Here is a 13017-nt window from a genome sequence, read left to right on the forward strand (position 1 = left end):
CGAACCCATCCTGCTCGTGACCGGGGTCTCGCTGCCGGCGGCCGCCTCAGCGTGAACAGGGGCCCGACGCCGCCCTCCTCGCGGAGCCCGTTCTAGCGCTCCACCACCATCGCGATCCCCTGCCCCACGCCGATGCACATCGACGCGAGCCCGAGCTGCTTTCCGGTGCGGCGCAGGCCGTGCGCCAGCGTCGTGAGGATCCGCGCCCCGGAGCAGCCGAGCGGGTGACCGAGCGCGATCGCGCCGCCGCTCGCGTTGACGCGGGGGTCCTCCGCGTCGAGCCCCCAGCCGGCGAGCACCGCGAGCGACTGCGCCGCGAACGCCTCGTTCAGCTCGATGAGCTCGACGTCGCGCATCGTCGCCCGGGCGCGCTCGAGCGCCTTGCGCGCGGCCGGCACCGGGCCGATGCCCATGACCCGCGGCGGGACGCCCGCGACCGCTACGGAGCGTACGCGGACGAGAGGCTCGAGCCCGTGCGCCTGCGCGTACTCGCGAGACGTGACGAGGACCGCGGCGGCGCCGTCGTTGAGCGGGCTCGAGTTCCCCGCCGTGACGGTCCCGCCGGCGCGGAAGGCGGGCGCGAGGCCCGAGAGCCGCTCGAGCGAAGTGTCGCGCCGGGGACACTCGTCCGCCTCCGCGGCGCCTCTCCCGAGTGGCACCGCCACGAGCTCCGCCCGGAAGTGGCCCGCGTCGATCGCGGCCACCGCCTTGCGGTGGCTCGCGAGCGCGAAGCGGTCCTGGGCGTCGCGCCCGATTGAGAGCTCGGAGGCGAGGTTCTCGGCGGTCTGACCGAGCGACTCCGTGTGCCCGAGCGCCTCCATGCGCGGGTTCACGAAGCGCCAGCCGAGCGCGGTGTCGTACGCGGTGACGTTGCCGCGCGGCAGCGCCCGCTCCGGCTTGGGCATCGCCCACGGGGCTCGCGACATCGACTCGACGCCGCCGCCGACGTAGACGTGGGCCTCTCCCGCGAGCACCGCCCGCACCGAAGCAGCGATCGCCTCGAGGCCGGACCCGCACAGCCGGTTCACGGTGCAGCCGGCGACGTGGTCCGGAAAGCCCGCGAGCAGCGCGCTCATGCGGGCGACGTTGCGGTTGTCCTCGCCCGCCTGGTTCGCGCAGCCGAGGTAGACGTCCTCGACCTCCGTGGCCGGCACGCCGGTGCGCGCGACGAGCGCCTTCAGGACGACGGCGGCGAGGTCGTCGGGACGGACCGCGCCGAGCATGCCGCCGTGCCGGCCGATCGGCGTGCGGACCGCATCGATGATCCAGGCTTCCGTCATGTCGATCTCCTCGCTGCCTCGCAGCCGAGGCCTCTCGGCCGATCGAGCCGGAGGCGTGGTTGGGTGCTCATCTACATCGATCCGCGCGGCGGGAGCGAGCGCCGCTCCGCGCCCTCGGGTGATACCTCGTTTCAGCCCGCGGTTCGTTCCTTGATCCAGGTCGACCGACGACAGACTCGGCTGCGCGCCGGCGCGCAGCCTCGTTCCATTGGCTGAGGCGCGCGCAAATTTCAACCGCAAATGTCGCGCATGCGCGGGTAAAGTTTGCGCCAACAACGAGAGAGCAGAACCAATCATATTTCCGAGCGGTAGGGGACTTCGACCTGGCCGGGCTTTCCCGGACCGCGATGGACGGCTGTATCCAGACGAGGCCGTCGGCGACCGGGCCAGGCTCGCCGGCCCACCTCGCGCAGGAGCGGGCTCGCAAGCCCGTCGAGACCGTGTCGCAGTAATAGTTCCTTAATTGCCTGAGGATTGACATGAGACCGTCACGCCTGCTGCTCGCCTCGATGCTCGTGCTCCTCGCCTCCTCCGCCGAGGCTCGGACCCTCGATGACATCAAGAAGAACGGCAAGATCGTCATCGCGACCGAAGGCGCGTTCCCGCCCTTCAACTTCTTCCGCGGGCCCGTCCTCACCGGGTTCGAGGTGGACCTGGCAGAGGCGATGGCGAAGAGGATGGGGGTCGCCATCGAATGGCGGGCGCTCTCGTTCGACGCGCTGCTGGCCGGACTCCGCCAGGACCGCTGGGACCTCGTCATCGCGTCCTTCGGCATCACCGAGGAGCGATCGAAGGCGGTCACCTTCACGAACCCTCACTACTGCTCTGGCGGGATCGTGGTGTCGAAGGATCCCGCCATTCGCACGCCGGCCGACCTCGTCGGGAAGACCGTCGCCGTCCAGACGGGGAGCACCTACCTCGAGAACGTGTCGAAGCTCACGGGCCTGAAGGAGGTGAAGAACTTTCCCAAGGACACGGACTGCCGCTCGGCGCTCGTGAACGGCCGGGTCGACGCGTGGGTCACCGACCGGTTCGTCGCCAAGGCAGCGCTCGCCTCGAGCGCCTCGGCGGGCCTCAGGGCGGGCGACTTCGTCTTCGTGGAGCGCATCGCCTGTGCGGTGAAGCAGGGGAACGCCTCGCTTGCACAGGCCGTGAATGAGGCCCTCGCGGGGCTCATGGCCGACGGCACCTACGAGGCGATCTCGAGGAAGTGGATGAACGAGGACATCCGCTGCCGGTGACCCGGCTTCTTCGCCGCCTGCCGGAGCCCCGCCATGACGTCCCTCGTCCTCGCCGCCTGGCCGGATAGCTGGTCGCGTGAGCAGCGGTGCAGCGCGACCATGATCGCCGCGGGCGTCGTGCTCGTGCTCTTCATGTGGCTCCTCGCGACTCCGCTCGCGGCGATGCCCGAGCCGGTCGGCCCCGCGGCCCAGCAGTTCGCGGAGGGCTCCCGGGTCACCGTCGAGCTCACGCTCGTCTCGGGGCTGCTCGGCGTCCTCTTCGGCGTGCTGGCCGCGGTCGGGAAGCTGGCGCGCTTCGCGCCCCTGCGCTGGGCCGCCAGCTTCTACATCTGGGCGATCCGCGGCACGCCGCTCCTCGTCCAGATGCTGTTCGTGTTTCTCGCGCTGCCGATGATCGCGCCGGGCCTGGCGCTGTCGGACTTCAACTCCGCGGCGCTCGCGCTCGCCTTCAACGTGGGCGCGTACAACGCGGAGGCGATCCGGGCCGGGATCCTGGCGGTGCCGAAGGGGCAGACGGAGGCGTCGAGATCGCTGGGGCTCTCGCCGTTCCAGACCTTCCGAGACGTGGTGTTCCCGCAGAGCTTCAAGATCGCGCTGCCCCCGCTCGTGAACAACATCGTCGCGCTGCTCAAGGACTCGTCGCTCGCGTACGTCATCGGCGTGGTCGAGCTCTCCAACGTCGGCAACCGGGTGCAGGCGGCGACGTTCCAGCCGGTCCCGGTGTTCGTCGCGACGGCCAGCATCTACCTCATCCTCACCACCGTGCTGACGCAGATCTCGGGCGCGATCGAGGCCCGGCTCGACGTCGAGCAGCGGCAGCACTGACCCGAGCGAACGATGTCACACTCAACCCCGCAGGCAATCGGCGCGGTGCGCGCGCCGCTCCCCAACCCCGCTCTGGTCCGCGAGCCGCTCATCCGCGCGGAGGGCGTGAACAAGCACTTCGGCGTGGCGCACGTCCTCCGGGACGTGACCACCCGCTTCTTCCAGAGCGAGGTGGCGGTGATCATCGGCGCCTCCGGCTCGGGCAAGTCCACCTTCCTGCGCACCCTGAATCGGCTCGAGGCGCACGACTCGGGGCGGATCGTGGTCGACGGGATCGAGCTGAACGACGCGGTGACGAACCTCGACGCCATCCGACGCGAGGTGGGGATGGTATTCCAGCAGTTCAACCTCTTCCCGCACCTCACGGTGCTCGACAACGTCACGCTCGCGCCGCGCCGCGTGCGCGGGGTGAGGCGTGAAGAGGCAGACGCGGCGGCGATGGAGCTGCTCACGCGGGTGGGCCTGGAGGACCACGCGCACAAGCACCCCTTCGCGCTCTCGGGCGGCCAGCAGCAGCGCGTCGCGATCGCGCGGTCGCTGGCGATGAGCCCGCGAGTGCTGCTCTTCGACGAGCCCACGAGCGCGCTCGACCCCGAGATGATCGGAGAGGTCCTGGACGTGATGAAGGACCTCGCCCGCTCCGGCATGACGATGATCGTGGTCACCCACGAGATGAGCTTCGCGCGTGAGGTGGGCGACCGGATCGTGTTCTTCGACCACGGGCGCATCCTGCAGGAGGCGCCACCTGACCAGTTCTTCGAAGGGCAGCAGAACGAGCGGATCCGGGCCTTTCTCGGCCAGATCGTGCACTGACTGCGCGCGGCGGCGCGCGCGAGAGGAGACGAGCCACATGAATCGCATCGTTATCGGTGTCACCGCAGCGGCGCTGCTGCTCGCCGGCGGATCGGCCTCGGCCCAGGCGAAGGTGAGCGAGACGGAGGAGCTGCGCGCCGAGGTGAAGCGGCTCTCGGACGAGGTCGCCGCGATGAAGGCGAAGCTGGCGAAGGGCGCGGCCGTGCCGGCCTCGTTGACCGTGGCCCCTGCGGCGGCCGCGACGGCGGCGGCCACCGAGGCGGTCGCCGAGCGGATCGAGCTCCTCGAGATCAAGCAGAAGGACGCGGTGGTCGCGGGCGACATCCCGGGAGCCTTCCGCGTCCCCGGGACCGAGCTCTCGCTGCGCCTGTACGGGTTCGCCGAGCTGAACTGGGTGCACGACTTCGGCGCCGACAACTCGGACCAGGACTACTCGACCTTCGCGCCGTACATGCCGCTCGAGGGCACGGCGGAGGGCAACCGCAAGAACCGCGACTACCTCACTGGGCGCACCTCGCGGCTCGGCATCGAGGCGGCCACGCCGACCCGGTTCGGCGCACTAGGCGTGAAGCTCGAAGGCGACTTCAACAACGAGCCGCGCACCGGCAACTCCGCCACGTACGGCGACGCGCGCAACGTCTTCACGCAGCAGTCGACCAACAGCTATGGCTTCCGCCTGCGCCACCTGTACGGCCAGGTCGGCGGGCTCCTCGTCGGGCAGACGTGGTCGACCTTCATGGACGTCGACAACTACCCCGAAACGACCGACTTCAACGGGCCAATCGGCGCGACCTTCATCCGCCAGCCGCAGATCCGGTTCGCGTACGGGACGGCGGGCTGGGGCACCTTCACGGCCGCGCTCGAGAACTCGTCGTCGTACGTGCTCGACGAGACCGGCGCGGTGTTCGGCTCGAGCCTCTCGCGCGTTCCGGACGCGATCGTTCGCTGGGACAAGGGGTTCGACTGGGGCGCGGTGAGCCTCCGCGGGATCACGCAGGAGCTGCGGTTCGACGACGGCGACGGCACGAAGGCGGCCAAGCGCGGGTGGGGCGCCGCGGCGAGCGCGTCGTTCAAGGTGCGGGGGGCCGACTTTCTCGCGCTGCAGGTCACGGGCGGCGACGGCATCGGCCGCTACCTGAACTACATCGAGGGCGCCATCTACGACAGCGCGACCGACGCGATCCGCGTCGAGCGCGCGGTCGGCGCGATCGCCGGCTACCAGCTCAAGGCGACCGACTGGGTCCGCGTGAACTTCGTCTACGGCATGACCCGGAACTTCGACAACGCCTACACGCGGCTCGCCGCCGCGAGCGGTCTCGACGCGGGCCGCTTCGGCGTGAACCGCACCGTCCAGCAGGCGCACGTGGGCCCGATCTTCACGCCGGTGAAGGGCATCGACCTCGGCCTCGAGGGCATCTGGGCGCAGCGGAAGACGCTCGCGGGCGAGAAGGGCGAGGACGTACGCGTGAACTTCTCCGCGAAGTACTACATCAACTGAGACGAGCAGCCCGCGCGGGGAGCGGTCGGCGGGGGCGGGGCGGCGCGGCGCCTCGCCCCCGCTCCGTTTCGCGACGTCGGGCGCGCCCGCTGGAGCGGCGCGGCAGATTCGGCTTCAGCGCGCGCGGGAGGCCGGGTGTCGTGCTGCGAGCGCGCCAATCTTCGACCGTACGTGTCGTCGCTCCCCGGCTATCCATTGGTCACGTCCGGCCGGCCGGGTGCCAATCGACGATTGGTCGGCCGATGGAGAGGAATCGATGAGATCGGTTGCAGGCGGGCCAAGTGCCCATGAGCCCGTCCACGCCGCTCGCCGCGGGTCGCTCGTGGAGTTCTCCCGGGTCGCCCTCATCGGGGCTCCGACCGACGTGGGCGCCGGCGCGCGCGGCGGCTCGATGGGCCCCGAGGCCCTCCGCGTCGCGGGGCTGCAGGACGCGCTGGAGTCGCTCGGGCTCACCGTCGTCGATCGCGGGGACGTGGCCGGCCCGAGGAACCCGGTGAAGCCGCCGAGGGAGGGCTACCGTCACCTCGACGAGGTGGCGGCGTGGTGCCATGCGGTCCGTGAGGCGGTCGGCGCGGCGCTCGACATGGGCGAGCTACCGCTCGTCCTCGGCGGCGATCACTCGCTCGCCATCGGCTCCATCGCCGCCGTGGCCCGGTGGTGCCGGCGCCGCGGGAAGGGGCTGTACGTGCTGTGGCTCGACGCGCACGCCGACTACAACGTCCCGGCCACCTCACCGTCGGGGAACATCCACGGGATGCCCGCCGCGGTCATCTCGGGGCACGGGCACCCGAAGCTCCTGGCCCTCGGCGACGCGTGTCCCATCGTTGCGCCCGCCTCGATCGTGCAGATCGGCGTGCGCTCGGTGGACGCCCACGAGAAGGCGCTCGTCGTCCGGAACGGCTCGGTGACGTTCGACATGCGCCAGGTCGACGAGCTCGGGATGCGGCGGATCATGGAGCGCGCGCTCGAGCGCGTGGTCCGCGAGGACGCCCACCTGCACGTCAGCTTCGACGTCGACTTCCTCGACCCGGCCATCGCTCCTGGCGTCGCCACGGTGGTGCCGGGCGGCCCGAATTACCGCGAGGCGCAGCTCTGCATGGAGATGCTGCACGACTCGGGGCGGGTGGGCTCCGTCGACGTGGTCGAGCTGAACCCCGCGGCGGACGAGAAGAACCGCTCCGCACGGCTCGCGGTCGAGCTCGTGCAGAGCCTCTTCGGCAAGCGGATCCTGGCGTGACGCCCCTTCGCGAGACGCCACGCCGCGGCGCGCGACAGATTCGGCTCGGATTGCCGCCGACGCGAGTGTGATTGGCTGCGCTGGAGGCAATCTTCGACAGCCGATGCCGGCGCGTTTTCGATAGTCATTGCCGAGACCGTCTCAAGAGGAGGACGCGGATGAAGCCCATGGAGCTCGAGAAGCGGTACTGCCCCCAGAACTACCGTCCGTTGCCCGTGACGCTCGTGCGGGGCGAGGGCGCGTGGGTGTGGGACGACGGCGGCCGGAAGTACCTGGACATGATGAGCGCCTACTCCGCGGTGAGCCACGGCCACTCGCATCCCCGGCTGGTGAAGGTCCTCCAGGAGCAGGCGGCGAAGCTCGCCATCGTCTCGCGCGCCTTCCACTCGGACACGCTCGGCCCCTTCCTCGCGACCCTGTGCGCCCGTACCGGGTTCGAGCAGGCGTTGCCGATGAACACCGGAGCCGAGGCGGTGGAGACCGCGATCAAGGCCGCGCGGCGCTGGGGACACCAGGTGAAGGGCATCCCGGAGGGCGAGGCCGAGATCGTCGTCGCGAGGGGGAACTTCCACGGCCGCACGACGACGATCGTCGGGTTCTCCTCCGAGCCGGAGTACCGCCGCGGCTTCGGCCCCTTCGCTCCGGGGTTCCGCGCAGTGCCGTTCGGCGACGCGCGCGCGATGGCGGCGGCGGTGAACGAGCGCACCTGCGCCGTGCTGGTCGAGCCGATCCAGGGTGAGTCGGGCATCGTCGTGCCGCCGCAGGGATGGCTGCGCGAGGTCCGCCAGCTGTGCGACGAACGCAACGCGCTGCTCGTCCTCGATGAGATCCAGTCGGGGCTCGGGCGTACCGGGCGGTGGTTCGCCTTCGAGCACGAGCGCATCCGGCCGGACGGGCTCATCCTCGGGAAGGCGCTCGGGGGCGGGCTCCTGCCCGTGTCCGCTTTCTGCGCCGACCGCGAGGTGATGGACGTCTTCGGCCCGGGGAGCCACGGCTCGACGTTCGGCGGGAATGCGCTCGCCGCCGCCGTCGGGCTCGAGGCGCTCAAGGTGCTCGACGAGGAGAAGCTGGTGGAGCGGAGCGCGTCCGGGGGGGCGTACATGCTCGAGCGGCTGCGCGCGATGCGGTCCCCGGCGCTGAAGGAGGTGCGCGGGCGAGGCCTCTGGGTCGGGGTCGAGCTCGATCCCGCGCGCGCCGACGCGCGCGACGTCTGCGAGCGCCTCGCCATGCTCGGCGTCCTCACGAAGGAGACGCACGACACCGTGATCCGGCTCGCGCCCCCGCTGGTGGTGAACACGACGGAGCTCGACTGGGCGCTCGATCGGCTCCAGTCGGTCCTGGACGAGCTCGCGCCGCGGAGGACGACGCGGTCCACCGTGGCAGGAAACGGCTAGCGGGAGCGCAGCGGCGCGGCTGCCTTTTCCGCGCACCCAGGATCCAGATCCGAACGGCTCACGCGGGCGCCGCGGAGGGCGCCGCCGTCCGCCCTTGGCGCAGGCGCATGCAATGGCAATGGAGGAGAAACCCATGTCGCGAGGCATCTTCCGGATCCCAGAGCCGCACAACGAGCCGGTGCTGAGCCACGCGCCCGGCTCCGCCGAGCGCGTGGCGCTCCGGGCCCGGATCGCCGAGCTCGCCGCCGCCGAGCTCGAGATCCCGATCGTCATCGGCGGCCGCCACGTACGGACCGGGAAGCTCGCCGACGCGCGCGCCCCGCACCGCCGCGATCAGCTGCTGGCGCGCTGGCACGAAGCTGGCGCGGCCGAGGTGAGCGCAGCGATAGACGCCGCGCGCGCGGCGCGGCACGACTGGGCGGCGCTCCCCTACCACGACCGGGCGGCCGTCTTCCTCAGGGCCGCCGACATGCTCGCGGGCCGCTGGCGGCCGACGCTGAACGGCGCCACCATGCTGGGCCAGTCGAAGACCGTGCAACAGGCCGAGATCGACTCGGCCTGCGAGATCATCGACTTCTGGCGCTTCAACGCGCGCTTCGGCGAGCGGATCCTCGAGGAGCAGCCGCTCTCGCCTCCGGGGACGTGGAACCGCTGCGAGTACCGGCCGCTGGAGGGCTTCGTCTTCGCGGTGACGCCCTTCAACTTCACCTCCATCGCCGCGAACCTCGCCACCGCGCCGGCGCTCATGGGCAACACGGTCGTCTGGAAGCCCGCCTCGAGCGCGGTCTACTCCGCCTTCTGGGTCCTCCAGCTGCTCGAGGCGGCAGGCCTGCCGCCGGGCGTCATCAACTTCGTGCCGGGCCCCGGCCGCACGGTGGGCGCTCCGGCGCTGGCGAGCCCCGCCCTTGCCGGGCTGCACTTCACGGGAGGTACGGCGACGTTCCAGAGCATGTGGCGGACCATCGCCGAGAACCTGCCGCGCTACCGCACCTACCCGCGCATCGTCGGCGAGACCGGCGGCAAGGACTTCGTGTTCGCCCACGCGTCCGCCGACGTCGACGCCCTTGCGACGGCGCTCACCCGCGGTGCCTTCGAGAACCAGGGACAGAAGTGCTCCGCCGCGTCGCGCGCCTACCTCCCCGAGAGCCTGTGGCCCGCGGTGAAGGAGCGGCTGCTCGCTCAGGTCGCGTCCATCGGGATCGGTGATCCGACCGAGGACTTCGGCGTCTTCATGGGCGCCGTCATCGACGAGGGCGCGTTCGAGACCATCCGCGGCTACCTCGAGCTCGCGTGGCGCTCGCCCGACGCACGCGTCCTGATCGGCGGCGAGTGCGACGCGTCCACGGGCTGGTTCGTCCAGCCCACGGTCGTCCAGGTGACGGACCCCAGGCACCGGTTGATGCAGGAGGAGATCTTCGGTCCGGTCCTCACCGTGTTCGTCTACCCGGACGCGAGCGAGGACGACGCGCTCGCGCTGTGCGACGAGACCTCGCCGTACGCCCTCACTGGCGCCGTGTTCGCGCAGGAGCGCGGCTTCATCGAGAAGGCGAGCCGGCGGCTCTCCGACGCCGCCGGCAACTTCTACGTGAACGACAAGCCGACCGGCGCCGTGGTCGGGCAGCAGCCGTTCGGCGGCGCCCGGGCGTCCGGCACCAACGACAAGGCGGGCTCGATGTGGAACTTGATCCGCTGGGTCTCGCCACGCACGGTCAAGGAGACCTTCGTGCCGCCGACCCGTCACGAATACCCGCACATGGACGGGAGGGGCTAGCCATGGCATCGCGCGCCCTCGAGTTGCTGGACCAGGCCGGCGAGAACCTCCGCTGGCTCGAGGAGAAGCTCCCGTCGCTGTTCAGCGGCACGCTCCGGGCGGACGGCGACGCCATCTCGGCGCTCGCGATCGGGCTCGGCCGGCTCCGGAGCGACCGGCAGCTCGTGCTCGCCGACCGAGCCCACGAGCTCATCCTGGCGAAGCTCGACGTCCCCGGCTCGATCTTCGAGACGCTGCGCCAGATCCAGGACCGGGACATCTCGCGGGCGGAGATCTCCCACTCTCGCGTTGCGGTGCCCGGCAACGAGCGCGCGCTCGAGCTCCAGCGCTACGTGTTCGATCGGAAACCGGACGCGCTCGTCCGGCAGGCGGGCGCGCCGGGCATGCCGGAGCGCGTTCGCCGGGACGTCCTCGCCGCGCTCTCGGACCTGGACCCGGCGCTCGGGCCGGAGGCGCAGGAAGAGCTCCTCCGCGTCCTGTGGCTCAACGATCCGCGCTACGTCCACGCCGCGCCGCCGCCGGAGGTGGCGCGGATGCTGCGGCTGCTGCACCAGGGGCGGTCGAACGCGGGCTTCTTCCTCGGCGTGGAGCCGCCGGAAGACGGGGACGCCGAGCCGAACGAGGTGAACATCCTGTTCGCGGTGGAGAGCCCGCCGCCGCGCGACCACCTCACCCAGCTGGTGGAGGTCCTCCACGGGCTCGACCTCGGCGTGCGCCGTTTGCTCGCGATGACGGTCAGCACCGGTGGCCACCCGTTCTTCCTGGGCAGCTTCCACGTGGCGCACCGGCGCGGCGCTCCCCTGCGGGAGGGCACCGAGCTCTTCTGGAGGCTGCGGCGGCTCCTCTACAACACGCAGATCCTCGCGACCGAGTCGGCCGCCTACCAGGACTTCGTGCTCACGGGGGTGATGAACGGCGAGGAGGCCTCGCTCGTCAACGCCTTCATCGGCTTCTGCCACACGAACTGCGCTCACAACCAGCCCCACCGCTACACGCTCGAAGACGTGGTGCGCGCCTTCCGCTCCCACCCGGACATGGCGCTCCGGCTCGTGCGGCTCTTCGAGGCGCGCTTCGACCCGAACGTCGCGGACCGTGAGGCGCGTTACGCCGCGGAGCTGGAGGGGGTCGAGCGGGAGGTCCACGCCTACAACACCGGCCACCGGCAGCTCGACGACTTCCGCCGGACGCTCTTCCGGACCGCGCTCGTGTTCGTGCGCCGGACGCTCAAGACCAACTTCTTCGTGGCGGAGAAGCACGCGCTCGCGTTCCGGCTCGACCCGGCCTATCTCGACGACCTCGGCCCGACGTTCACCGGCGACCTTCCGCAGCAGCCACCCTTCCGCGTCACGTTCTTCTTCGGCCGCAGCGGGCTCGGCTACCACATCGGGTTTGCCGACATCGCGCGTGGAGGGTGGCGCACCGTCTTCGCCAAGACCCGCGACGACTACGTCACCGTGGCAAACACGATCTTCCGCGAGAACTACGTCCTCGCCCACACCCAGCACCTGAAGAACAAGGACATCTACGAGGGCGGGTCGAAGATGGTGTGCGTCCTCCACGCGAGCGACGTGGAGACCCGAGAGCAGCTCGTCCAGCGGCTGCACAAGCTGCAGTGGGAGTTCGCGAACGCGTTCCTCGACGTCTTCGTCACGGAGGGCGGCAGGCCGAAGGATGCGCGGGTGGTGGACTACTACGGGGAGGAGGAGCCCATCGAGCTCGGCCCCGACGAGAACATGCACGACGAGATGATCGAGGCGATCGCCGAGCTCTCGGTCCGCCGCGGCTACGTGCTCGGAAGCGGCATCATGTCGAGCAAGAGGGTGGGCATCAACCACAAGCAGTACGGCGTGACCTCGCTCGGCATCGTGACCTTCGCCGAGATCGCCATGCGCGAGCAGGGCGTCGACATCCGCCGCGACCCGTTCACCGTGAAGCTCTCCGGTGGCCCGAACGGCGACGTCGCCGGGAACGGGCTGCGCTTGCTCCTCGAGCGGTGCCCGCGCGCGAGCATCAGGCTCATCGTGGACGGGACGGCGGCGCTCTTCGATCCGGCGGGGCTCGATCGCGAGGCCCTGCGGCAGATCGTGCTGCGCGCCGACGCGGACGCGTTCGACCCCGCGCGCCTCTCGCCGGGAGGGTTCGTCCTCTACCGCAGCGCGCGCCGGACCGAGGGCCTGCGCGATCTGTTCCGCCGCGTCGAGCAGACCGCGTCCGGTCCGCAGGAGGACTGGGTGACGGTCGACGAGTTCCACAAGGAGTTCGACGGGCTGCTGTTCGAGGTGCAGGCGGACCTCTTCATCCCGGCGGGCGGGCGGCCCGAGACCATCGACGGGGACAACTGGCGCCGGTTCCTCGGACCCGACGGGAAGCCGTCCGCGCGCGTCATCGTCGAGGGCGCGAACTCGTTCCTCACGCCCGAGGCCCGCCTGCGGCTCCAGGAGACCGGCGCCGTGGTGCTCCGCGACGCGTCCGCCAACAAGTGCGGCGTCATCTCGTCGTCATACGAGATCATCGGCAACCTGCTCTTCTCCGCCGCCGAGTTCCTGGAGCACAAGGAGAGGTACGTCCGGGACGTGCTCGAGATCCTCGAGCGGCGCGCCGCGGACGAGGCGCGGCTCATCATGCGCCGGCATCGGGAGGGGGCGGGCAACCGCAGCTTCACCGAGATCTCCGACGCGGTGAGCCTCGAGATCAACGCGAACAAGGCCCGCCTCTTCGCCTTCTTCCAGTCGCGGCCCGAGCTCGCCGGACGCCCGCTCTACCGCAAGGCGCTCCTCGCGCACCTGCCGCGCCTCGTCCGCGAGACCCCTCCCCTTCGCGATCGCATCGATCGCCTGCCGCCCAAGTACCGCTCGGCCATCCTCGCGGCGGAGATCGGCGCGGCCATGGTCTACCGGCGTTCGCTCGAGCCCGACTTCGCGGCGGCGCTCGAGGACTACGTGTCCGGGATGGTCTGAC

Annotated in this window: 9 protein-coding genes; 8 read left to right on the forward strand and 1 reads right to left on the reverse strand. The window is 70.8% G+C overall.

What is annotated here, in order from left to right; translation table 11 throughout:
- Nucleotides 1-92: 92 nt before the first annotated feature.
- Nucleotides 93-1280, reverse strand: a complete 1188-nt coding sequence (locus tag MNY62_RS04830) for a thiolase family protein (RefSeq protein ID WP_242342974.1) — start codon at nt 1278-1280, stop codon at nt 93-95.
- 479 nt (nt 1281-1759) lie between these two features.
- Between MNY62_RS04830 and MNY62_RS04835 the strand changes: the two genes are divergently transcribed.
- The 8 genes from MNY62_RS04835 to MNY62_RS04870 all read left to right on the forward strand — a co-directional run bounded on the left by MNY62_RS04835 (nt 1760) and on the right by MNY62_RS04870 (nt 13016).
- Complete coding sequence (locus MNY62_RS04835; RefSeq protein ID WP_242342975.1) at nt 1760-2521, forward strand: ABC transporter substrate-binding protein; 762 nt, start codon at nt 1760-1762, stop codon at nt 2519-2521.
- Nucleotides 2522-2554: 33 nt separating this feature from the next.
- Nucleotides 2555-3346 carry an amino acid ABC transporter permease gene (locus MNY62_RS04840; RefSeq protein ID WP_242342976.1) on the forward strand — a complete coding sequence of 264 codons (792 nt, stop codon included), beginning with the start codon at nt 2555-2557 and terminating at the stop codon, nt 3344-3346.
- A gap of 12 nt (nt 3347-3358) precedes the next feature.
- Entirely contained in the window at nt 3359-4159 is an 801-nt protein-coding gene (locus MNY62_RS04845) for an amino acid ABC transporter ATP-binding protein (RefSeq protein ID WP_242342977.1), read from the forward strand.
- A gap of 37 nt (nt 4160-4196) precedes the next feature.
- Nucleotides 4197-5657: a DcaP family trimeric outer membrane transporter gene (locus MNY62_RS04850; RefSeq protein ID WP_242342978.1), complete on the forward strand. Its 1461-nt coding sequence runs from the start codon at nt 4197-4199 to the stop codon at nt 5655-5657.
- Between the two features lie 256 nt (nt 5658-5913).
- Complete coding sequence (rocF, locus tag MNY62_RS04855; RefSeq protein ID WP_242342979.1) at nt 5914-6894, forward strand: arginase; 981 nt, start codon at nt 5914-5916, stop codon at nt 6892-6894.
- Between the two features lie 158 nt (nt 6895-7052).
- Nucleotides 7053-8288 carry an ornithine--oxo-acid transaminase gene (gene rocD / locus MNY62_RS04860; RefSeq protein WP_242342980.1) on the forward strand — a complete coding sequence of 412 codons (1236 nt, stop codon included), beginning with the start codon at nt 7053-7055 and terminating at the stop codon, nt 8286-8288.
- Between the two features lie 133 nt (nt 8289-8421).
- A complete protein-coding gene (gene pruA / locus MNY62_RS04865) occupies nt 8422-10059 on the forward strand; it encodes an L-glutamate gamma-semialdehyde dehydrogenase (RefSeq protein ID WP_242342981.1) in 1638 nt (545 codons plus the stop codon).
- 2 nt (nt 10060-10061) lie between these two features.
- Nucleotides 10062-13016, forward strand: coding sequence for an NAD-glutamate dehydrogenase domain-containing protein (locus MNY62_RS04870; protein ID WP_242342982.1), 2955 nt, complete (start codon nt 10062-10064; stop codon nt 13014-13016).
- The last annotated feature ends 1 nt before the right edge of the window (nt 13017 follow it).

Source organism: Anaeromyxobacter terrae (genome assembly GCF_022690685.1).
GTDB classification, from domain to species: Bacteria; Myxococcota; Myxococcia; order Myxococcales; family Anaeromyxobacteraceae; genus Anaeromyxobacter; species Anaeromyxobacter terrae.